The organism is Kitasatospora aureofaciens (assembly GCF_001188955.3).
Lineage (GTDB): Bacteria > Actinomycetota > Actinomycetes > Streptomycetales > Streptomycetaceae > Kitasatospora > Kitasatospora aureofaciens.
The window spans coordinates 289775-311834 of sequence record NZ_JPRF03000021.1 but is presented as its reverse complement, the minus strand read 5'-3'; the positions used below and the strand labels follow the sequence as shown (position 1 = coordinate 311834).

20 protein-coding genes and 1 pseudogene are annotated in these 22060 nt (G+C 72.9%); 9 read left to right on the top strand and 12 right to left on the bottom strand.

The window, feature by feature from the left end; genetic code table 11:
* Positions 1-29 precede the first annotated feature (29 nt).
* The 4 genes from HS99_RS14035 to HS99_RS14020 form a co-directional block, all read right to left on the bottom strand.
* Positions 30-1385, bottom strand: a complete 1356-nt coding sequence (locus tag HS99_RS14035) for an NAD(P)/FAD-dependent oxidoreductase (protein ID WP_030556616.1) — start codon at positions 1383-1385, stop codon at positions 30-32.
* On the bottom strand, positions 1375-1584 hold the full coding sequence (locus tag HS99_RS14030; protein WP_030556618.1) for a ferredoxin: 210 nt from the start codon (positions 1582-1584) through the stop codon (positions 1375-1377). The genes HS99_RS14035 and HS99_RS14030 overlap by 11 nt, the downstream gene beginning before the upstream one ends.
* Positions 1585-1761: 177 nt before the next feature.
* The gene (locus HS99_RS14025) at positions 1762-3060 is read right to left on the bottom strand and encodes a hypothetical protein (RefSeq protein WP_232543207.1); all 1299 of its coding nucleotides are present in this window, start codon (positions 3058-3060) and stop codon (positions 1762-1764) included.
* Positions 3061-3551: 491 nt separating this feature from the next.
* Positions 3552-5945 (bottom strand): phosphoketolase family protein, encoded by a 2394-nt coding sequence (locus HS99_RS14020; RefSeq protein ID WP_043388137.1) that lies wholly within the window; start codon positions 5943-5945, stop codon positions 3552-3554.
* A gap of 606 nt (positions 5946-6551) precedes the next feature.
* On the opposite strand from HS99_RS14020, the gene HS99_RS14015 reads away from it, so the two are divergent.
* Together HS99_RS14015 and HS99_RS41100 are read left to right on the top strand one after the other, a co-directional pair.
* Positions 6552-6827 (top strand): HU family DNA-binding protein, encoded by a 276-nt coding sequence (locus HS99_RS14015; RefSeq protein WP_030556625.1) that lies wholly within the window; start codon positions 6552-6554, stop codon positions 6825-6827.
* Positions 6828-6885: 58 nt separating this feature from the next.
* Positions 6886-7083: pseudogene (locus HS99_RS41100) on the top strand (transposase); the annotation flags it as partial.
* Between the two features lie 168 nt (positions 7084-7251).
* Here HS99_RS41100 and HS99_RS14010 read toward each other — a convergent pair.
* The 3 genes from HS99_RS14010 to HS99_RS14000 all read right to left on the bottom strand — a co-directional run bounded on the left by HS99_RS14010 (position 7252) and on the right by HS99_RS14000 (position 8878).
* On the bottom strand, positions 7252-7602 hold the full coding sequence (locus HS99_RS14010) for a hypothetical protein (RefSeq protein WP_050366168.1): 351 nt from the start codon (positions 7600-7602) through the stop codon (positions 7252-7254).
* Between the two features lie 232 nt (positions 7603-7834).
* Positions 7835-8434, bottom strand: coding sequence for a hypothetical protein (locus HS99_RS14005; protein ID WP_030556629.1), 600 nt, complete (start codon positions 8432-8434; stop codon positions 7835-7837).
* A 9-nt stretch (positions 8435-8443) separates the two neighbouring features.
* Positions 8444-8878 (bottom strand): hypothetical protein, encoded by a 435-nt coding sequence (locus HS99_RS14000; RefSeq protein ID WP_030556631.1) that lies wholly within the window; start codon positions 8876-8878, stop codon positions 8444-8446.
* 131 nt (positions 8879-9009) lie between these two features.
* On the opposite strand from HS99_RS14000, the gene HS99_RS13995 reads away from it, so the two are divergent.
* The 4 genes from HS99_RS13995 to HS99_RS13980 all read left to right on the top strand — a co-directional run bounded on the left by HS99_RS13995 (position 9010) and on the right by HS99_RS13980 (position 12724).
* Entirely contained in the window at positions 9010-9621 is a 612-nt protein-coding gene (locus HS99_RS13995; RefSeq protein WP_078938774.1) for an AraC family transcriptional regulator, read from the top strand.
* 66 nt (positions 9622-9687) lie between these two features.
* Positions 9688-10977, top strand: coding sequence for a lycopene cyclase family protein (locus HS99_RS13990; RefSeq protein WP_232543208.1), 1290 nt, complete (start codon positions 9688-9690; stop codon positions 10975-10977).
* Complete coding sequence (locus HS99_RS13985) at positions 10974-11171, top strand: hypothetical protein (RefSeq protein WP_030556636.1); 198 nt, start codon at positions 10974-10976, stop codon at positions 11169-11171. The genes HS99_RS13990 and HS99_RS13985 overlap by 4 nt, the downstream gene beginning before the upstream one ends.
* The gene (locus HS99_RS13980; protein WP_030556637.1) at positions 11168-12724 is read left to right on the top strand and encodes an FAD-dependent oxidoreductase; all 1557 of its coding nucleotides are present in this window, start codon (positions 11168-11170) and stop codon (positions 12722-12724) included. Before HS99_RS13985 ends, HS99_RS13980 begins: the two co-directional genes overlap by 4 nt.
* Before the next feature lie 75 nt (positions 12725-12799).
* Here the strand turns inward: HS99_RS13980 and HS99_RS13975 are convergent, their stop codons facing one another.
* The 4 genes from HS99_RS13975 to HS99_RS13960 are packed head-to-tail and all read right to left on the bottom strand — an operon-like array spanning position 12800 to position 16848.
* Complete coding sequence (locus tag HS99_RS13975; RefSeq protein ID WP_030556639.1) at positions 12800-13813, bottom strand: DUF5914 domain-containing protein; 1014 nt, start codon at positions 13811-13813, stop codon at positions 12800-12802.
* Positions 13810-14817 carry a phytoene/squalene synthase family protein gene (locus HS99_RS13970; RefSeq protein ID WP_030556641.1) on the bottom strand — a complete coding sequence of 336 codons (1008 nt, stop codon included), beginning with the start codon at positions 14815-14817 and terminating at the stop codon, positions 13810-13812. The genes HS99_RS13975 and HS99_RS13970 overlap by 4 nt, the downstream gene beginning before the upstream one ends.
* On the bottom strand, positions 14804-16399 hold the full coding sequence (crtI, locus tag HS99_RS13965) for a phytoene desaturase family protein (protein ID WP_078938773.1): 1596 nt from the start codon (positions 16397-16399) through the stop codon (positions 14804-14806). Before crtI ends, HS99_RS13970 begins: the two co-directional genes overlap by 14 nt.
* Positions 16396-16848 carry a polyprenyl synthetase family protein gene (locus tag HS99_RS13960; RefSeq protein ID WP_141763721.1) on the bottom strand — a complete coding sequence of 151 codons (453 nt, stop codon included), beginning with the start codon at positions 16846-16848 and terminating at the stop codon, positions 16396-16398. Before HS99_RS13960 ends, crtI begins: the two co-directional genes overlap by 4 nt.
* A gap of 448 nt (positions 16849-17296) precedes the next feature.
* Between HS99_RS13960 and HS99_RS13955 the strand changes: the two genes are divergently transcribed.
* A complete protein-coding gene (locus tag HS99_RS13955; RefSeq protein ID WP_030556644.1) occupies positions 17297-19114 on the top strand; it encodes a glycoside hydrolase family 15 protein in 1818 nt (605 codons plus the stop codon).
* A gap of 43 nt (positions 19115-19157) precedes the next feature.
* On the opposite strand, the gene HS99_RS13950 is transcribed toward HS99_RS13955, so the two are convergent.
* Positions 19158-19997 (bottom strand): SDR family oxidoreductase, encoded by an 840-nt coding sequence (locus HS99_RS13950; protein WP_232543209.1) that lies wholly within the window; start codon positions 19995-19997, stop codon positions 19158-19160.
* 438 nt (positions 19998-20435) lie between these two features.
* Here HS99_RS13950 and HS99_RS13945 point away from each other — a divergent pair, with 438 nt between their 5' ends.
* Positions 20436-20663 (top strand): ferredoxin, encoded by a 228-nt coding sequence (locus HS99_RS13945; RefSeq protein ID WP_072653384.1) that lies wholly within the window; start codon positions 20436-20438, stop codon positions 20661-20663.
* Entirely contained in the window at positions 20660-22051 is a 1392-nt protein-coding gene (locus HS99_RS13940; RefSeq protein WP_030556649.1) for an NAD(P)/FAD-dependent oxidoreductase, read from the top strand. The genes HS99_RS13945 and HS99_RS13940 overlap by 4 nt, the downstream gene beginning before the upstream one ends.
* Positions 22052-22060: the final 9 nt, after the last annotated feature.

Sequence of the window (22060 nt, the reverse complement as noted above, 5' to 3'; positions counted from 1 at the left end):
GTGGCTCCTCACAGGGGGCGGGATGTGGGCTACACCACCGTCAGCCGGCGGTCCGGAAGGTGCCCGGTGAGTGCGACGGTCGGACCGTGGGACAGCACGGAGGGGTCCGGTACGGCGGAGGGGATCGCGATGTCGGCCGCGATCGCACGGTCCTGGGCCCCGGGCGGGGGCGGGAAGGGGGCGGCGGTCTCGATCAGGTGTCGGTAGTAGTCGAGCGCCTTGGCCATGTCGACGGTGACGGCGGCGGTGACCCGGCCCTGGTAGCCGTAGACCATCGCCAGACGCCGTGCCTCCAGGGACCCTTGTGCGATGACCACGTGGTCGGAGTAGGTGGGGACGCCCACCGACTTGATGTTGAGTCCGAACTGGGTCGACCAGAAGACCGGTAGGGCCAGGTGCGGGCGCTGCAGCGGGCCGGGGTTGACCATGTTGTGGGCCGCGACCGCGGCCTGCTCGACGGCGTTGCCCCAGTGCTCCAGGGAGAGCATCTGGTAGCCGAACAGCGGGTGGGGGAAGCGGGAGACGTCGCCGGCCACGAAGACGTCGTCGGTGACGATCCCGTACATGGTGAAGGCCCTGCAGCCTGCGTCGCAGGCGATGCCGCGTGGGCCCGCCGCCAGCCCGGACTCCGCCAGCCACTCCACGTTGCGGATCGCGCCCAGCGCCACGACGCACACGTCCGCCTCGACGCGGCTGCCGTCGGACAGCTGCGCGCCGGTGAAGGCGCCGTTGCCGTTCAGGGCGGTGACCGTCACCCCGGTGCGCAGGTCCACGCCGTGGTTGCGCTGCATGACGGCGGCGAGCTTGGACAGGGTGCCGCCGAGCGCACCCACCAGGGGTGCGGGGCCGCGTTCGGCGACGGTCACCGCGAGGCCCAGTTCCCGACAGGCGGAGGCGATCTCGGAGCCGGTGAAGCCGCCGCCGATCACCAGTACCCGCTCCGGTCTCGCGGCCAGCCGCTCGGCCAGTCCCGCGCCGTCCTCGCGCGTGCGCAGGGTGAACACCCCGTCCAGGGCGCCTTCCTCCGGGTTGGGCCAGGGCCGCGCACGGGTTCCGGTGGCGATCAGCAGCCGGTCGTAGGGCAGCGAGTCGCCGTCGGCCAGCAGTACCCGTTTCGCCAGCAGGTCCACACCGGTGGCGCGCACGCCGAGGCGCCACTCGGCGTCCGGGTCCCGGCGCATCGGCAGCTCCAGGGTGTCCGCCGTCGCCTGGCCCAGCAGCACCTGCTTGGACAGCGGCGGCCGGTCGTAGGGGGCGTGGGGCTCGTCCCCGACCACGGTCAGGGACCCGGTGAAGCCCTCCTCGCGCAGGGCCTCTGCGGCTCTCAGCCCGGCCAGCGACGCGCCGACGATGACGATGAGGCCGTCTTTCAGATCACCGGCCACCGGTGCTCACCTCTTCCCCGAGGAGGATCGCCTGCACCGGGCACGCCGCCGCGGCCTGGCGTACCCGCTCCACCTGGTCGTCCGGGACGGCCGTGGCGTACAGCAGCCCCTCCTCCCCGTGCAGTTCGAACACCTCCGGGGCGAGGAACACGCACTGTGCGTAGCCCTGGCAGCGTGTGAGGTCGACAACGGTCCTCATCTCCACCACTTCTTCCTCCGTTGTCACACCCCCCTCATCTCCAGCATGGGGCCAGACCCGGGTGGCTGCATGCCTCGTGGCGAGAGCTGTGGTTCGGGCCGGCACGATGGAAGAAGTGGATGAACTCCCGAGGACGGCCTTCCCGTTGCTCGCGCATGCCGCAGGTGCCGGGACGGATCAGGCGTTGGCCGGGGGCGGCCCGCCCGTGGTCGTGGGGGTTGGTGCCCGGTCACCGTCCCCGCCGGTGTCCAGGAACTCCCGGATCGCGAAGGCCAGTGCCACGAAGAAGGTGATCCACAGCACCACCGCCCAGGTCGGGTAGGACCAGGTCGCCAGGATCACGGCCGCCACCAGCAGGATCAGCGCACCGATCCACCGCTTGAAACGGTGCACGAACGGGCCCACCGGGCCGAGCCTCATGCCGAGCGAGTACAGCGCACCGCGCAGCGAGCCGATGATCCGCCGGCAGCCGGTGCGCACCGCGACCGCCGGTCGGGAGGGACCGATCAGGGCGGCGCCGACGGCGGTGACCACGGCGACGGTGCCGACCGCGCGGACGGTGGCGCGCATGAACCGGATCAGGGTGTCGTAGACCGTGCCGGCGGCTGCCTGGTCGGCGCCGGGGGGCAGGTGGTCGAGGTAGAACGCGCGGAAGACCGTGAGCGCGATCCCGAGCAGGAGCATGGCGAGCGCCACCCCGACGGCGGCGCCGACCAGTGCCCGGCGACGGTTGACGGCGAGGAACACACCACCGGCGGCGATCAGGACGGTGACGACCGGCAGCCAGGCGCCCATGATGTCCAGCAGCCGCAAGTACGACTTGACCTTGCCGATGTCGTCGGAGGCGAACACCACGAAGTTGGTGTGCACGTCCGGGATCTTCGCCGCGACCCCGAGACCGGCGTTGACGAGTTCGTCCTTCACCTTGGCGATCACGGGCGCGAGGTCGATGGCGACCTGGTTGTTCTCCAGTTTGATCGCGCCACCACCCTGGCCGGTGAGTGCCTTGTCCAGGGAACTGTGCACCGCCCGGTTGGCCTCCACCCACACCGTTTCGAAGGCACTGCTGGTGACCACCTTGTTCACGACGGAGCCGACCAGCTGGGTCAGGCCGCTCTTGATCGGGCCGCTGAGGTCGTTGATGAGGTTCGCGGCGTTCTGCGGCACGCCCTGCTGGGCGGCGGCGTCGGAGAGCTCCTTCACCAGGGCGTTCACATCGATCTGCTCCAGCACGACCTGGGTGACCCGGTTGGTGACCGCCGTCTGGACGTCGGGCTGGCTGGCGAGCGGAGCGACGGTCCGGACGTACCGGTCGGTGTCGCCCACGAAGTCGGACGTCCACACCGCCAGCACCGACAGCAGGGACAACAGCGACGCGATCACGATCAGCACCACCGCGCCCGAGGTCCGCCACCGGCGGTGTTCCCTACCGCGCGGCGGCGTGGCCGCCTCAAGTGCGGCGATCCGCGCACTCAACTGAGCGACGTCCTCCCCTACGCCGCCCTGCACGCCCTCGCCTCCGGCCCCGGCCCCGGCCGGGGATGCGTGAGCGGACGGCACAGGTTCGCCGGATCCGGGCGCGGCGGAGCCCTCGGGCCCCGGCGCTCCTCCGTCCTCGGGACCGCGAGCGGGTTCGCTCGACGCCATCGCACACTCCTCGGGTCAGGGCACCATGTCAGGTCAGAGCACCATTCCGCTCACCCCACCCAGGAGAAACGCTGCGTCACCGGTCCGCCAACCGATCCGGGCATCCAGGTATCGCCCATCCGGCTAGCGCCGGTCCACCTTCGACCCGGTATCCCGGCACCGGGTATCCCGGAACGCGAGGCGTTCGGCGAGCTTCTCAACGCGTCCGGATCGCCGGGGCGCAGCTCGGTCTCCTCCAGCCCCTCCCGCTCATCCGGAGTCATCATCCCGGCCGCCCGGCGGCGGCGCGGGTGCGGGGCCCGGGCCCGGGCCCGGGCGGGTCAGTGGGGCCAGGTCCAGTCGGTGACTTCGGGCAGGTCGGTGCCGTGCGCACGGATCCAGGCGTCGTGGCGGGTGCGGACGTCGGCCATCCGCTGGCGGACGTGGGCGGCCCGCACGGCCAGGCCGGGAACGCGGTCGATGACGTCCATGACCAGGCGGTAGCGGTCGAGGTCGTTGCGCAGCACCATGTCGAACGGCGTGGTGGTGGTGCCGATCTCCTTGTAGCCGCGCACGTGGATGTCGGGGTGTCCGGCGCGGCGGTAGGTGAGGCGGTGGATCAGCCACGGGTAGCCGTGGTAGGCGAAGATCACGGGCTTGTCGCGGGTGAGGACGGCGTCGAACTCGCGGTCGGGCATGCCGTGCGGATGCTCCTCGGCCGGCAGCAGGCGGGCGATGTCGACCACGTTGACGACCCGGACCGCGAGATCGGGCAGGTGCCGGCGGAGCAGGCCGGCGGCGGCCAGCACCTCCATGGTGGGTACGTCCCCGGCGCAGGCGAGGACCACGTCGGGCTCGCGGGCGCCGTCCTCGGTGCCGGCCCAGTCCCAGATGCCCAGCCCGCGCGCGCAGTGCACCCGGGCCTCCTCCAGCGTCAGCCAGTCGAAGCAGGGCTGCTTGCCCGCGATGACGACGTTGACGTAGTCCTTCGAGCGCAGCACGTGGTCGGCCGTGACGAGCAGCGTGTTGGCGTCCGGCGGGAAGTAGACGCGCACGGCTTCGGGACTCTTGTTGAGGACGTGGTCGACGAAACCCGGGTCCTGGTGGGAGAAGCCGTTGTGGTCCTGGCGCCACACGTGCGAGGTGAGCAGGTAGTTCAGCGACGGGACGGGCGCGCGCCAGGGCAGTCGGCGGGTGGTGCGCAGCCACTTGACGTGCTGGTTGACCATCGAGTCGATGATGTGGACGAACGCCTCGTAGCAGGAGAAGAGGCCGTGTCGGCCCGTCAGCGTGTAGCCCTCCAGCCAGCCCTGGCAGACGTGCTCGGAGAGGATCTCCATCACCCGGCCGCCGCGTTCCAGGTGCTCGTCGGTCGGCAGCAGCCCCGCCTCCCACGCCTTGCCCGTGGCCCGGTAGACGGCCTGGAGCCGGTTGGAGGCGGTCTCGTCCGGGCCGACCAGGCGGAAGTCGCGCCGCTCGGCGGTGTCGGCCATGACCTGCTCCAGCAGGTCGCCGAGCACCCGGGTGGGTTCGTGCGTGGTCGCGCCGCGCTCGTCCACCGTCACCGCGTACTTCTCCAGTGGCGGGATCGGCAGCTGACGGGTGAGCAGCCCGCCGTTGGTGTGCGGGTTCGCCCCGAGCCTGCGCCGACCTGCGGGCAGGCAGGCGAGCACGTCCGGCACCGGGCGGCCCCGGTCGTCGAAGAGCTCGTCGGGGCGGTAGGAGCGCAGCCAGGCCTCCAGCTGGGCGAGGTGTTCGGGGTTGTCCCGCACGTGGTCGAGCGGCACCTGGTGGGCGCGCCAGGTGCCCTCCACCGGTACGCCGTCGACCTCGTGCGGGCCGGTCCAGCCCTTGGGTGTGCGCAGCACGATCACCGGCCAGCGGGGGCGCTCGGTGGTGCCGTCGGTGCGGGCCGCGTGCTGGGCATCGGCGATCCGGTCGAGTGCGGTGTCCATCGCGGCCGCCATCGCCCGGTGCACCTGCGCCGGTTCGTCGCCGGCGACGTGCAGGGGTTCGTGGCCGTAGCCGCGCAGCAGTGCGTCCAGTTCCTCGTGCGGGAGGCGGGCGAGCACGGTGGGGTTCGCGATCTTGTAGCCGTTGAGGTGCAGGATCGGCAGCACCGCGCCGTCGTGGACCGGATCGAGGAACTTGTTGGCGTGCCAGGAGGCGGCCAGTGGGCCGGTCTCGGCCTCGCCGTCCCCGATCACACAGGCGACCACCAGGCCGGGGTTGTCGAGTGCGGCGCCGTAGGCGTGGGCGAGCGAGTAGCCCAGCTCGCCGCCCTCGTGGATGGAGCCCGGTGTCTCGGGGGCCACGTGGCTGGGCACGCCGCCGGGGAAGGAGAACTGCCGGAACAGCGCGGCCATCCCCGCCTCGTCGCAGGTGATGTCGGGGTAGTGCTCGGTGTAGCTGCCGTCCAGCCAGGAGCCGGCCAGCACGGCCGGACCGCCGTGGCCGGGGCCCCAGATGCAGATCGCGTCCAGATCTCGCGCCTTGATCACCCGGTTGAGGTGGGTGTACACCAGGTTGAGGCCCGGCGATGTGCCCCAGTGGCCGAGCAGGCGGGGCTTGGTGTGCTCCGGCCGCAGCGGCTCGCGCAGCAGCGGATTGGCCATCAGGTAGATCTGCCCGGCCGCCAGGTAGTTCGCCGCACGCCAGTGGGCGTCCAGCTCGGCGAGTTCCCGCTCGCCCGGCGCGGCACAGGTGCCGGGACTGTTCGACTGCTCGGTGCGCATCGGGGGCCTTTCTCCGTCGGTGGTCAGTCGTAGCGTCCTCCGGCTGGTTCCCCGTTGAGCGACTCCGCCCCCGGCGTCAGCGGCACGCGGTGCCGATTCACCCGTTCGGGCGTATCGGCGTGGGGCACACCCCGCCGACCCCGCCGCACCCGTCCGCACCCGCGTCCGCGCCCGTACGCCGTCACCGACCGGCCAGGGGGCAGCCCTCGGGCACATGCGAACCTTCGGTCGCTCCGGTCGCTGCCTCCACGGCCACGGTGGGTCTCTCCCCGCACCGCCCAGCGCGTGTTCGGGCCGATCCGTCGTCCCGCGACACTCACCCACCGCGGCGCGGCCGCGCGGGCACGCCTGCGGTCGTCCTGGCCCGGCAAGCCGGTCGCAGGCGCACCGCCGCCCGGGCCGTGCGTCCGTCCCCGTTCAGCAGCCCGGCCGGGTCCGTCCCGGACCGTGACAGCCAGCAGTGCCGCGAAAGCGGTGACCTCGATCAGCACGGTTCGCCGATGTCCTCTTCGACTGCACGGCGCGCCGCTTCCTCTTGCGGACCGGCTTGCCCGGAGGATCTGGCAGCATGCGGTGGGACCAGTACCGTGATCGAAAGCAGGCACGATGAACCGCACCGAACTCGTGGCAGCCATCTCCGAGCGGGCCGGCCTTCCCAAGAAGGACGCCGACGCCGTCCTCTCGGCGTTCGCGGAGATCGCCGGAGAGATCGTCTTCAAAGGCGACGAGAAGCTGCTGATCCCCGGCTTCCTGACCCTGGAGCGCACCCACCGCGCTGCCCGTAAGGCCCGCAACCCGCAGACCGGGGACCCGATCGAGATCCCGGCCGGCTACAGCGTCAAGGCCACGGCCGGCTCCAAGCTCAAGGAAGCCGTGAAGTAGCAGCAGGAGCGGCCCGGGTGCCCAGGAGTTCCCGGGCCGCTGTCGGCGGAGTCCCGCACTGCGCCGGATCGAGGCGGGACAGGCAGATCCCGTCCATGGGCGGCGGTGGGCGGCGGACCACCGCCGCACTCTGGAGGCGATCGCGTGGAAGTACCGCGCGTGCTCACCGTGGCGGGATCTGCCGGACGAGTCGGGCCCGTTCCAGACCGCGCACAAGCGGTTCCTGTGCTGGGCGATCGATGGCACTCGGGCGAGGGGTGTTCGCCGCCCGCTCGGGGGTCCGGGCGCGAACCGGCCTCTCTCCGCGTTCACGGCCTCGCCACCGCCGCGCCCTTCACCGTCCGTGCGGTGCGCCCAGTGCGCCCGGACGCCACCGTGCCGCACCCGGGATCCGGGCGGGCCTGGGCGGCGCCCCCGAGCCGGGTCAGTTGCGGAGCAGGACCCAGGAGCCCAGGCCCGCGCAGCCCGCACTGTTGTAGGTGCCCAGGTGGTAGCCGGCCGGGACCGCGTTGCCGGGGCAGATCGACAGCCCGGGCGCAGCCACCTGCTGGAACCAGGAGCCGATGCCCCGGCAGCCGGTGCGGTAGTGGCCGGTCATGACGTACCCGGCCGGGATCGGCGAGCCCGCGCAGGTCCAGATCCCGTCCGTGACCAGCCGCATGAGCCAGGCGTCGCCGAGACAGGGGCTGCTGCTGGGGTTGTGGTCGGTGAGCACGTAGCCCGCCGGGATCGGCGAGCTGGCGCAGATCCACAGCGGGTCCTGCGCGGGCTGCACATAGGAGCCGCCGGCTCCGTTGCAGTGGCCGGCGTCGTACGCGGGGCCCCGCCCCCGGCCTCTTCCGGCCACATGACGCCGGGTCAGGCCCAGCGCACAGCCCGCGTTGTCCCCAGCGCAACACCGCATTGCACCAGGCCGTCGAGCCCACCACTACGAAAGGCCGGCCCCGGCAGCGGCCCGCCCTCCCGGCCGCCCCGGCCCGGCCCACGACGGCCAGCGCGGGCACTGCCTAGGAGGTTTCGCCGTCCGTCTCCTCGAAGTCGCCGATCATGGCCGGGTCGTCGGCCGAGGTCGACTCGGGCCAGGGGGCGGCGCCCGTGACGCCCAGGTCGGCGCGCATCGCTTCTCGGGTGGCGCGGATCAGGGGCCAGAGCGCGTGTTGTCCCTCGGCGGCCGACCGTAGCGTCTCACCGCGCCGGGGGTTCCCCTGTTCGATGCGCTTGATCTGCCCGTACACCCGGGTCAGTGCGTCGTTCAGTTTGTTGGCCGGACCGATCACGGTGTCCGGAGCGATCATCAGGGTCTCGGACCAGCGGTCCCGGTGGGCGTCCTTCACCCTTTCCAGCGCCTGCACGTCCTCGTCCCCGGGCGCGCGGTCCCGCATGACGTACAGGTGGCGGCTCAGCGCCGTGGCGAACTGTCGGGCGTCCCGGTGGAGTTCGGTGTAGCACCGCCGCCGCAGTTCGCGGTTCTCGCGGCGTTCCTGGATGGCGTGGCTCATCTCCAGCTCACGCTTCTTGACCCGGTCCGCGCCGCGCTGGGTCAGCAGCGCAGCGCCCAACGTACCCGCCACCCCGGTCATCGCGATCAGTACCGCCCCCACGTCCATGGGATCACCCTAGGATCCGCCCTCAGCCGTCCTGGCGGCGGGCTGGGAACGGGAGATGCCCGGCGTCGCGAACCCGCCAAGTGCGTCGACGGCGAGGCCGATGTGGGAGAGGTCGAGCGAGATTGAGCACTCGGGCGGCAGGAGCCGGGCGGCGGCGAGGAACGTGTCGGTCTCTTCGACAGCCCGCTGCGGGTCGCGGCAGCTCTCGCCCATGTACTCGACGTTCACACGGTGGCCGGCGGCCAGGATCTGCTGCGCGCGGTCCAGGGCGTCGGCGAGGGTTTCGCCGGCCACATACCGCCGGGCGACCTTGCGGGCCAGGGGGCCCAGAACGGGGTCGCCGGGGATGCGCCACTTCAGCTCCTCGTCGAGCGCCAGTGTGCGCAGGACCTGGGCCGCCTGTGACGAGAGGGCGGCGTTGGTGGTGTGCGTGTGCGTGGTCATCCGGTGCCTAGCTGTTCGCGTGGTGGGGGTAACGCCTGCGAGCTTTCCAGGACGGGGCACCCGCCGGGAGTGGCGGAAACGACGGATAGGCTGAAATTGCTGCCACCGTCGTGAGAGAGATCAGGAGCCCCGTGCTTCGCGATGTTGCCGTCCTGGCCCTCCAAGGCGCCCACGCCTTCGAGTTGGGTGTGTTCTGCGAGGTCTTCGGCATCGACCGCGGCGACGATGCGCTCCCCGTCTACGACTTCGCTCTTGTCTCAGGAACCGGCGACAGCGTGCCGATGCGGCACGGCTTCGAGGTGCGGACCCGGCACGGCCTGGAGCGGCTGGCCTCGGCGGACCTCATCTGCATCCCGGCCTACGACCTGCACGTGCGGCAGCCGGACCACCTGACCGAGGAGCTACGGGCCGCCGTCGAGCGCGGCGCCCGCGTCCTGAGCATCTGCACCGGGGCCTTCCTGCTCGGCGAGGCCGGGCTGCTGGACGGGCGGCGCTGCACCACCCACTGGCGCTACACCGACGAACTCGCCCGCCGCCACCCGCGCGCCCGGGTCGAGTCGGACGTGCTCTACATCGACGAGGACCCGAGCTGGCGCCCATCCGCTGCACCCCCCGGCCCCTTCGCCGTCGGGCGCCCACCGTTCTCCGGCACACCGGCTCCGCCGCACGTGACACGCCCGGAACGCGCCAACGCCGTCGCCACCGCCGCGCGCCTGGGACGATGCCCGCCGGGCCTGTCCTGACCGCCTGTAGGCGGTGCCGGGCGCCGCCCGCCGTCGGACCCCGTCCAGCCGGAAGGTGGAGGCAGGTTGAGGTTGAGAAGGACCGCTGAAGCCGAGCCCCTTCCCCTGGTCGTCATCGGTGGAGGAGCCGCAGGACTCAGTCTCGCCGACTGCCTGGTCGGACACGGGCACGAGGGACACCGGCCCCGCCCCCGGCTCGACCTGACCGTCGTCGAACCCCCCGAGGGTCCGCTGCGCCCGCCGCCACGGACCTGGTGCTTCTGGGACGACGGCCCGGGGGAGTACGAGCGGGCTGTCACCGCGCAGTGGTCCCGGCTGCGGATCACCGGCCCCGACGGGAACGCCGTCGAGACGGAGCCCGCCCCGCTGCGCTACCGGATGCTGCGCTCCACCGCGTTCGAGGAACTGGTCCACGACCGCCTCGGCGGCCACCCCGGGGCCAGGATCGTGCGGGCCACCGTCCACCGGGTGCAGACCCGGCCGGACGGACGCCCGGGCGCCCGCGTGCTCGCCACCGACCCAGCCGGACGGCCGCTCACCCTCGACGCCCGGTACGTCTTCGACTCCAGACCGCCCGTGCGGCCGCCGCTGGCCCGGACCACCCTCCTGCAACACTTCCGCGGCTGGTTCGTGCACACCGACCGCCCGCGCTTCGACCCCGGCACGGCAGACCTGATGGACTTCCGCCTCCCGCAGCCCGCCCACGGTCTCGCCTTCGGATACGTCCTCCCCCTGGCCCCCGACCGCGCCCTCGTGGAGTACACCGAGTTCTCCCGGCGCCCCCTGACCACCGCCGGATACGAGCACGCGCTGCGCGACTACACCCGCCGCGTCCTCGGTCTGGGCGCACTCACGGTGGAGGAGGCCGAGCAGGGCGTCATCCCCATGACGGACGGCCGTTTCCCCCGCCGTGCCGGTCCCGCGCACGTGCGCATCGGCACCGCCGGTGGCGCCACCCGCCCGGCCACCGGCTACGCCTTCGCCGCCATCCAGCGGCAGAGCCGGGCCATCGCCGCCGCCCTCGCCCGGCAACCGACACCCGGCCGGACCGCACCCGCGCCCGCACCCCACCGCCGACGGGCGCTGGTGATGGACGCCGTCCTGCTGCGCGCCCTGGACACCGGCCGGATCGACGGCCCCCGTTTCTTCACCGACCTGTTCCGCCGCACCCCCGCCGAACAGGTCCTGCGCTTCCTCGACGGCAGGAGCACCCCCGCCGAGGACCTGCGCATCGGCCTGCGCTGCCCCGTCGGCCCGATGCTGCGCTGCGCCGCCGAACTCCCCCTGCTGCCCCGCCGGGCCCTGCCCGGTACCGGACCGGAACCCGCCCCCGACTCCTGCGAGGAGAGCCGTTGACGTCGCTCCTGCACGGCCGTGACCTCGTCCGTGCCTTCGACCACGCCGCACCGGCCTACGACCTGCTGACCGCCCTCGACCCGGGCCACCTCGGCGCCCTGCGCCGCTCGGCCCGCCGCCTGCGCCTGGCCGACGGCGGGGCCGGCGCCGCCGCGGCGCACCCGCGCTCCGCCCAACCGGAGGCGCACGCGTGAGCAGTACGACACCCGCTGCCCGGCGCGGCCGCGACCGCCGGGCCGAAACGGTGCCGGCCGCACCGGGCCACGCCCGCTTCCCCGGAGCCGAACCGCCCCGGGTCGCCGTCGTCGGGGGCGGCATCGCGGGCCTGGCCGCCGCCACCGCACTCGCCGAACGCGGCATCGCGGTGACCCTCCACGAACGGGAACCCGTCCTGGGCGGCCGCGTCGCCGGATGGCCCGTCCGCCTCGCCGACGGCTCCACCGCGACCATGAGCCGCGGCTTCCACGCCTTCTTCCGTCAGTACTACAACCTGCGCGGCCTGCTGCGCCGCACCGACCCAGGGCTCACCAGACTGGCCGCGCTGCCCGACTACCCACTGCGTCACCGCAGCGGGCTGACCGACAGCTTCGCCCGGGTACCGCGCACCCCTCCGCTCAGCGCAGCCGGATTCGTCCTCCTCAGTCCCACCTTCGGTCTGCGCGACCTGGCCGCCCTAAACGCACGGGCAGCCCTGCCGCTGCTCGACGTCCGCGTACCGGAGGTGTTCGAACGGTACGACGACACCAGCGCCCACGACTTCCTGGAGAGGATCAACTTCCCCCGCGCCGCCCGACACCTCGCCTTCGAAGTGTTCTCCCGCAGCTTCTTCACCGACCCGCGCCACCTGTCCGCCGCCGAACTGCTGCTGATGTTCCACATCTACTTCCTCGGATCCTCCGAAGGCCTGCTGTTCGACGTCCCCACCGAGCCCTATCCGCAGGGCCTGTGGCAGCCCCTCGCCGGCTACCTGGGCAACCTCGGTGTCGATCTGCGGACCGCGTCCCCCGTCGACCGGGTCCGGCCGCTGGCCGACGGCGACATCGAGGTGGTGACCGCGGGCCGGGGAGCCGAGCGCCACCAGGCCGTCGTCCTGGCCCTGGACGCCGGTGGCCTGCGGCGCCTGGTCGCCGCCTCGGAGCACCTGGGCGGCCCGCGGTGGCGCGCCGACATCGCCGCCCTGCGCACCGCGCCGCCGTTCCTGGTCTCCCGGCTCTGGCTGGACCGCCCGGTCGCCGCGCACCGGCCCGGGTTCCTCGGCACCAGCGGCTACGACGGGCTGGACAACGTCAGTGTCCTCGACCGCTGGGAGGGGGAAGCGGCCCGGTGGGCCGCCCGGACCGGTGGATCGGTGGTCGAACTGCACGCCTACGCCGTGGACGGGGACGCCGACCGCGCAGGGGTCCAGGAGCGCATGACGGCCCGGCTGCACGAGGTGTACCCGGAGACCCGTGGCGCCCGCCTCGTGAACGTGCGCCACGAATGGCGCGGCGACTGCCCGGTGTTCCCGGTCGGCGGATGGTCCCGCCGCCCCGGCGTCATCACCCCGCACCCCGCCGTCGTCCTGGCCGGGGACCTGGTCCGCACCGACCTGCCCGTCGCCCTGATGGAACGCGCCGCCACCACCGGTTTCCAGGCCGCCAACGTCCTGCTCGCCCGCTGGGGCGTGGCCGGCCAGACCCTGTGGTCCGTCCCCCGTGCCGGCCGGTGCCGCCCGCTGCGCGCCGTGGCCCGCCGGGCGGCCCGCTGACCGCTGGCCGGGCTGCTCGGTCCCGGGCACGCCCGTCCGCGAGGCGGCCGGCTTGCCCCCGGGCGCGCCGGAGCCTCAGCCGGGGAAGCGGCCGGTGCTGCGCAGAGCCCAGCGGCGCTCCGCGTAGGCCAGGTCGTCGCGCCACAGCCGCCCCGCCGTCCGACGCACCACCGGCCGCAGGAACGGAGCGAGCGCCCGGGCCACGGCGAAGCCGCGCCGCCCGGACGCGGCGACCACCGCCTCCACGACCGCCGTACGCGGGGCGGAGGAGGAGGCGGCGGTGAGCGCCGTGGCATGGGTCTCCACCACCGACCCGGCCCCCTCCCCCTCCGCGATGCGCATCACGACGGTACGGGGGCCGGGCGCGGTGAACACCGCACGCACCGGCACGACCAGCCGCCCGGCCACCCGGAACGACACGTCGACGGCGAACCCGTCCTCCCCGTCCCCGGCGACGAGGTCCGGCACCTCCACCACCCTGAGGTCCGTGAACGCGTAGGGGTGCAGCCAGGCGCCGTGCCACGGGTCCAGCCGATTGGCCACCACGTCCTCGGGCTCGCAGCGGCCCCGCCCGGTGTACACCGCCGTGACGGCTCCCTCCAGGGCGGGGCGCCGCGGCACCGCCGGCCGTGGCCAGGGCTCCTCACCGCCGACGGCGTCCAGCCGCACCCAGGCCAGAACCCCGTCCTCGTACACCGGGTAGCGCTCCCACCCGGCGGACGCGCCGCCGCCCAGGGCCAGACCGTGCCAGTGACACACCAGCGTGCCGCCCACCACCCGGCCGTCCTTGAGCGGTGCGCCCAGGTGCGGGCAGATTCCCGAACCGGCCCGCAGCGTCCCGCCGTCGTCCCGCCAGAGCACCACCTCCGTCCCGCCCACCAGGCGCCCGCACGGGCGGCCGTGGGAGGCGGTGCTCCCGGCCGGGCCGACGACGTACCAGTTCCCGAAGGGCCGGGCCGTCGCCTGTTCCAGGGCGGAGGCGATCAGCGCCGGCTTCGCCGCCCGCCAGGACGGCTCCTGCCCTGCCCAGGCGGGGCCCTGGCGCAGCCGCAGCGGCGAGGTCCGGTGCCGTCCGGGCGACGCGCTCACCGCGCTGCCCTCCGGCCGTCCGGGCCCGCCGGACGGTGGTGCGGCGGGCCGGAGGGAAGGCCGCCCCGCACGGCCGCCGGCACCCGGGCGGCCAGGACGCGCGCCAGCCCCGCCGCCGCGACCGCAGCCCGTCGGCGCAGCGGCACCGCCGACCGCCGGTGCAGCACCGCGTACCCGTCCCGGGCGATCGCGTCCAGGATGCCGCCGTAGAGCACGAAGGCGGTCCCGATGCAGGGCCGGACCCTGGGCTCCAGCATCGCGATGCCCGGCTCCGCGTCGCGGTAGACGCCGCGGGCCAGCCCGGCGGCGGCGACCAGGGCGGCCCGGATGCGGGCGTCGTCACGGCCGGTTCGGCGGCTCCACTCCAGCAGCGGCCGGTCCACTCCGTGGGCCGCGAGCAGGTCGCCGGGCAGGTAGACCCGGCCTCGGTCCAGATCCTCACCCACGTCGCGCAGGAAGTTGGTCAGCTGGAACGCCACTCCGAGGGCCGCCGCGTACGGCTCGGCCTCGGCCCGGCCCGTCACCGTCCCGAGGACGGGCAGCATCTGCAGACCGATCACCGCCGCCGAACCGTGCATGTAGCGGTAGAGGTCCTGGTAGGTCGGATAGTCGGTGACGGTGAGGTCGGCGCGCATCGAGGCGAGGAAGTCGGTGAACAGCCCCGGGTCGATGTCGTACCGGCCGGCGGTGTCCGCGACCGCCCGCACCACCGGGTGGTCCGCGCCACCGCCCCGCAGGCCCGTGGCCAGGTCCTTCTCCAGCAGGCCCAGCAGCCGGTCGCGCTCGGTGGGCGTCTCGCGCCGGTCCAGCCCGTCGACGATGTCGTCCGCCCAGCGCGCGAAGCCGTACAGGGCGTGGACGGCGCACCGGCGCTCCACCGGCAGCAGTCGGGCGGCCAGGAAGTAGGTACGGCCGTGGCGGGCGTTGAGGTCGCGGCAGGCGGTGTACGCCGCGCGCAGGGCCGGTGCCGTGACGCCCGCGGCGTCCAGTTCACGGGCCGTCATGCGCGGCTCCTGTGGTCGAGGAGGACGGGAGCGGGCCCGGTACGCCCGTCGCCGCACCGCTGCCGGCCGGGCGGGCGTCCACCGGCGCGCGGTGGCCCGGGCGTGGCGTGCCGGTAATGCGGGCGGCGGCGAGCTTCCCGCTGATCAGAACCGTGGGAACGCCGACGCCGGGGGTGGTGCCGCAGCCGGCCACCACCGCGTTCTCCAGCCCCCGCACCAGGTTGCGCGGCCGGAAGGGCCCGGTCTGGGCGAAGGTGTGGGCGGCGGAGAAGGGCGTGCCCGCGGCGTGTCCCCGGGCCGCCCAGTCGGCCGGGGTCACGATGAACTCCTCCTCGACGGCCCCGGCGATGCCGGTGAGCCCGCGCTGCTCCAGGGTGTCGATCAGGTGGTCGCGGTAGCGCGGCGCCAGGTCACCCCAGGCCGCGGCGTCCGGGCCGACGACGGTGTTGGGTGCCGGCGCCAGGACGTAGTGCGTGTGCCGGCCGGCCGGGGCCAGCGACGGGTCGGTGCTCGTCGCACGGGTGACCAGCAGTGAGGGGTCCGTCATCACACGGCCGGTGCGTGTGAGTTCGTCGAAGGTCTGGTTCCAGGCGTGGCCGAAGGACAGGGTGTGGTGCGCCAGTTGGGGCCAGGTACGGTCCGTGCCCAGGTGGAGGACGACCGCCGAGGGCGAGAAGCGCAGCGGCACCGCCCGGCGGGGGGCCCGCCCCAGCAGCCGGTACGTCACGGGCAGGTCGGGCGTGAGCACGACCGCGTCGCACGGGATGCGCTCGCGGTCCGTGACGACGGCCGTCACCCGGTGCCCCGACCGTTCCAGGCGCACCACCGTGCTCCCGTACCGGAACCCGGCGCCCGCCGCCGCGGCCGCGGCGGCCATCGCGCGGGGTAGGGCGTGCATGCCGCCGCGGGGGAACCACACTCCGGCCACGGTGTCCATGTAGGCGATGACCGCGTAAGCGGCCAGTGCCCGGCCCGGAGCCACCCCGGCGTAGAGGGACTGGAAGGAGAAGACCCGGCGCAGCCGCTCGTCGCGCAGATGACGTCCGATCCGCGGGGCGAGCCGGCCGAACCCGCCCAGCGCCGCCAGGCGGGCCAGGTCCGGGTTGAGCAGCTGCCAGGGAGAGTCGAAGTTGGTGTCGATGAAGCGCCGCATCTGCACCTGGTAGAGCCGGGTGAGCCAGTGGCGCAGCTCCCGGTAGCCCGCGGCCTCCCGCGGCCCGGCGAAGCGCTCCACCTCGGCCTCCATCGTCTGCGCGTCCGTGTGCACGTCCAATGCGCTGCCGTCCGCGAAGCGGGCCCGGTAAGCCGGTTGCAGCGGCAGCAGTTCGACGTGCTCGCGCAGCGAGGTGCCGACGGCCCGGAACGCCTCGTCGGCCAGGTGCGGCATGGTCAGCACGGTCGGTCCGGTGTCGAAGAGGTAGTCGCCGCAGCGGATGCGCCCAGCTCTGCCGCCGGGCGCATCGTCCCGCTCGACCACGGTGACGCCGCGTCCCGCCCCGATCAGATGACAGGCTGCCGCCAGCCCGGCCAGGCCGGCCCCCACGACGACGACGTGGTCGGCCGCCGGCGCGGCGCGGCTCATGCGCCGCCCTCTTCACCGCGGAACGGACCACGCGCCAATCCCGCCGCCACCCTCGGCAGGGCCGCCGGCCGTTCGGCGCCCCGAGCGTGTGGCCGGACCCTCTCCAAGTGCTCCAGGCTGCGCTCGGACAGGCGCTCGATCCGGGCCTGGACAGCCGCCCGGGCCCCGGTGGCGACCAGTACCCGCCGGACCTCCGTCAGGCCGCCGTCGTCCAGGGCCGGATCGCCCGGGCGGCGGCCGAGCACCTCCGAGGAGGCGCTGTCGCGGCGAGCGACGGCCCGGGCGTGCGCCACCGCGACCAGGAACGTGGGTTTAACCGCCCGCACGTCGTCACCGCAGGGCTTGCCGGTGTCCGCCGGATCCCCGAAGAGTCGGGGCCGCGCAGCGGGTGCCGGCCGGGGCCGGCCGGGCGAGGAGGCCGGCGCCGCCGGCGAGGACGGACAGGACATCGGGCTCGCTTTCCACGTCACGTGCCGGGGGCCGTGCGCATGCGGGCCCCGGGCCGCCGCGCGGCCACGACGGCAGCGGGCCCTGTCCGTCTATCCCGGATCCCGGCGCGCCAGTCGTCCGCGGCGCATGATTCGTCCGCTTTGGTGCCCGAAGGCCCTCCATTGGCACATTCGTCGCCGCAGCGAATCGGGGAGGCCATCAGAAGGCTGCCGCGGGTCGAAGCTCCTGTGCCGAGGCGGCCGGTCGCCCCGATGCGGAGCCGTGATCGAACGCAGCCCCCACCGCTCCGGCAGCGGCGTGCCCGGGTGCGTCCGACGATGCGGGCCGCCCCCTTGACCGACTGCCGGGCGGCCGTCTTCTGGTCTCGCCTCTCGTTCCAAAACCCGTGGCAGCCTCGTCACCGAGGGCGGACAGTGGAATCAGGGATACCAGGGAAGCGAGATGATCATGGACCGTTATCCCTCCATTGCCGACCATGGACTCGTCGGAGACCTGCAGACCGCTGCTCTGGTGTCGTCGCAGGGGGTCGTCGACTGGCTCACGGCTCCCCGGTTCGACTCGCCGACCGTCTTCGCTGCTCTGCTCGACCATGACCGCGGTGGCTACTTCCTGTTCGCGCCGGAGAGCCGGAACGTCACCTGCAAGCAGCTCTACTACCCGGACACCGCCGTCCTGGTCACGCGGTTCATGTCTCCGGACGGAGTCGGTGAGGTCTTCGACTGCATGCCACCGGATCGCACCGGCACCCCGACTGACAGGCACGTGCTGCTGCGCGGCGTGAGGGCGGTACGCGGCACAGTGCACTTCACTCTGGAGTGCCGTCCGCGTTTCGACTACGCCCGTGCCACCCACCATCTCGACCTGCAGGACAGGACCGCGACGTTCCGGGCGCCGAACGGCACCGCCTGTCTGCAGAGCACCTTCCCCCTGCAGCAGGACGGCAACGACGCGCGGGGGGCGGTGACCCTGAGGCCGGGTGAGGTGGCTGCGGCGGTGTTCACCGTCGGCGGTCCCGATGGTGACCCTCCGCCGCCGGTCACCCCAGGCCTCGCGATGGAGCAGTTCTGGGACGTGGTGGACTTCTGGCAGCGCTGGGTGCGCCACTCCAGCTACCGCGGCCGGTGGCCGGGCATGGTGCATCGCTCGGCCATCACGCTCAAGCTGCTCACCTACGCGCCCACAGGCGCTCCCGTCGCCGCGGCCACCATGGGGCTGCCCGAGCAGATCGGGGGTGAGCGCAACTGGGACTACCGCTACACCTGGGTCCGCGACGGCTCCCTGTCCGTGCGTGCCCTGCTCGACCTGGGGTTCGACGAGGAGGCGGCGCAGTTCACGCGTTGGATGGAAGATCGCCTCCAGGCCCGCGAGGGCGTCGATGGCGAGCCGCTGCAGATCATGTACCGCGTCGACGGTGACCCCACGCTGCCGGAAGAGGTTCTCCCGCACTTCGAGGGCTACCGGGGTTCGTATCCGGTGCGGGTGGGGAACGCGGCGGCCGATCAGTTGCAGCTCGACATCTACGGGGAGGCGCTCTATGCCCTGTCGGAGGGCCGTGAGGTCACCATGCAGGGCAGCTACCACGGCTGGAAGAACATCGCACGGACGCTGGACTGGCTCGCCGATTCCTGGGACCGCCCCGACGAGGGCGTCTGGGAGACCCGTGGCGGGCGCAAGGACTTCACCTTCAGCCGGGTGATGGCGTGGGTGGCCTTCGACCGGGGGTTGCGCCTGGCGAGGGAGCACAGCCGTCCTGCCGACGCTCCCCGGTGGACCGCGGCTCGCGACGCGATCCTGGAGCAGGTGATGGAACGGGGCTGGAACGAGAAGGAGCAGGCCCTCGTCCAGCACTACGGAAGCGATGTCCTCGACGCTTCGCTGCTGCTCATTCCGCGTGTCGGGTTTCTGGCGCCCAGGACGGTGAGCTGGCTGTCGACGCTGGACGCGATGGAGCGCAGGCTGGTGTCGGACAGCCTCGTCTACCGCTACGACCCTGCGGCCTCCCCGGACGGGCTGCGCGGGGCCGAAGGCACGTTCAGTCTCTGCACCTTCCTCTATGTCGACGCTCTTGCCCGCGCCGGGCGGATTCGTCCGGCGCGCTACGCGTTCGAGAAGATGCAGACCTACGCCAACCACGTCGGCCTGTTCGCCGAGGAGATCGGTCCCAGTGGCGAGCAGCTGGGCAACTTCCCGCAGGCTTTCACGCACCTGTCGCTGATCATGGCCGCCACCACCCTGGACGGTGCCCTCGATCAGCAGCGCGACTGAGAGTCGGCCAGGGGCCCGCCTGCCGGCCGTGGTCGCACAGCGGTCAGCCTCCGGTGGCGAAGCCGGGGAAGAGGGTCATGCCACCGTCCACGTAGAGGGTGGTGCCCACCACGTAGTCCATGAGGTCCGAAGCGAGGCCGACGACCGCGTGGGCGATGTCCTCCGGATCGCCGACACGCCCATAAGGAATCAGCTGCAACAGGTCCTTCTCCGCGTCGGGAGTGTCCCAGGCGTCGCGGTTGATGGGTGTCCTGATGGCTCCGGGAGCAATCGCGTTGACCCTGATCCGGTGGGGCGCGAGTTCCTGGGCGAGTGTCGCCATCATCATCTGCACGCCGCCCTTGGAGGCCGCGTAGTTGACGTGGCCGGCCCAGGGGATGAGCTGGTGCACCGAGCTCATGCAGATGATCTTCCCGGCGGCTCGCGACACCTCGGGGACAACCCCCCGCCGGAGGAATTCCCTGGTCGCCTCCCGAGCGCACAGGAACTGGCCGGTGAGGTTGACGTCCAGCACCTTCTGCCACTGGGCCGTCGTCATCTCGGTGAACGGGGCGTCGCGCTGCAGCCCGGCGTTGGCCACGAGGATGTCGATGGTCCCGAACTCCTGCACCATCCGCGCGATCATCGCGGCGACCTGATCCTCCTGGGACACATCGGCCTCGTACGCCGCCGCCCGCACTCCGAACCGGGAGATCTCCTCGACCACCTGCTCGGCCTCCTCACGCCCGGCGACGTAGTTCACGACCACATCGGCTCCGGCACGTCCCAGGCCGATGGCCGTCGCCCTGCCGATGCCCGAGTTCGCGCCGGTGACCAGCGCCTTCTGGCCTCGCAGCAGATGCGCGGGAATGACGCCCGGCGGGGCCCCCTGGGCTACCCTCACGCTGGTTCTCCTTCCAGACTGGCCGACCCCAGGATTTCGGGTGAGTCCTGTCGGCTCTTGCCGACACCGAACCATCCGAAAGTCCAGGCCACATCCCGGGTGCGGGCTGATTGCGCCGAGCGGCCGAACACGGCCGGCCTTCGACATGGAGTCGGCGCCGATCGGCAAGAGAGCCCATTCCCGGCGTGCGGGCGATATGCGCACGGGATAGCCTGATCAGCAGGAAGTTCGTGATCTCTGGGCGGTTCCACCCGCCGGTCGCCTCGTAGGCGACGACCAGATTCCTTCTGCGGCGACCCGACGGGCGCGGCGCGCACCCTCACAGTTGGCAGAGGTGGGCAACAGCCCAGTCCCTTTCTCCCCAGCCGTGGCGCGCCTTGCGCGCCGAAATGGCGCCGGCTGCCGGGCCCGCAGCTTGCAGCCCCTGTGGAGGTCGGGATGCGAGTCGTCGTTGATCTTTCCCGATGCCAAGGGTATGCGCAGTGCGCCTTTCTCGCTCCGGACGTGTTCCGAATGCACGGCGAGGAGGCACTGATGTACGACCCCAACCCCGACGACGCCCGACGCGACCAGGTGCTGCGCGCCGCGGCGGCCTGCCCGGTCCAGGCGATCCTGGTCGACCAGTTGGAGGGACGGGACGCACCGGCGGAGGCATCGCCGTCATGACCAGCGCAGACAACCTGCAAGCGTTCAAGCGTGAGGGCCGCATCGTGGTCGTCGGGGCGTCACTGGCGGGACTGCGGGCCGCGGAGGCGCTGCGCGAGGAAGGCTTCACCGGCTCGTTGACCATGATCGGTGACGAGCTGGGCGAACCCTACGACCGGCCTCCCCTGTCCAAGCAGGTGCTGACCGGGTGGGTGCCGGCCGAGAACACCAAGCTGCCGCGACGTCGGGAGGTCGACGCGGAGTGGCTGCTGGGTGTGCCCGCCAGCGGGCTGGACCTGGCGACCAACCACGTGCGTCTGGCCGACGGCCGTGAGGTGCCCTTCGACCGGGTGCTGATCTCCACCGGGGTCCGGGGCCGACCCTGGTTCGTCGAGAGCGAGGCGGCGCTGGACGGAGTGTTCGTCGTGCGAACGCGCGAGCACGCCGCGGGCCTCCAGCGAGCACTCGCCGCCGGGCCCTCCCGGGTACTGGTCATCGGTGCGGGATTCACCGGCTCCGAGATCGCCTCCATCTGCCGGGAAAGGGACATCCCGGTGACCGTCGCCGAACTCGCGCCGGCGCCGCTGGTCGGGGCGCTCGGGGCCATGATCGGCGAGGTCGCGGCGGACATGCAGCGAGCACACGGCGTCGACCTGCGCTGCGGTGTCAAGGTCACCCGGCTGGAGGGCGACGCGCAGGGGCGGCTTCGCCGGGCCCACTTCGACGACGGCAGCACGATCGACACCGACGTGGCGGTCGTGGCACTCGGGGGCGTGCGCAACACCGACTGGCTGCAGGGCTCGGGGCTGGCGGCGGGCGTCTGGGGCATCGCCTGCGACACGGGCTGCCGCGCCCTCGACCTCAACGGCCTGGTCACCGACGACGTCTTCGCCGCCGGAGACGTGGCACGCTGCCCGAACCCGATCTACGAATACCGGCTCATCTCGCTGGAGCACTGGGCCAACGCCGTGGAGCAGGCCGAGGTCGCGGCGCACAACATGGTCAGCGGCCAGGCGGACCGCTGGCCCCACCTGTCGATCCCGCGGTTCTGGTCGATCCAGTTCGGGGTCAACATCAAGTCCGTCGGCGTGCCGACCTTCGCCGACGAGGTGGTCGTCACTCAGGGATCAGTGCCCGACCACCGCTTCGTCGCCGCATACGGCTATCGGGGCCGTGTCACCGCGGCGGTGAGCTTCAACAACGCGAAGTGGCTGGACCACTACCAGGCACTCATCGAGACGGCCGCGCCCTCCCCACCTCCCTGCCCCGCCCCCGATCAGCCCGCCGACGCGAAGCCGGTGCCCGTCGACTTCCCCGGCCCGACCCTGCTCGCCCAGGGCGCCACCGTGGTCGTCACCGGCCACGACCCGAGTGAGAGGCGCGTCACGGCCGCGTACCAGCACCGGTAGGAGGGAAAG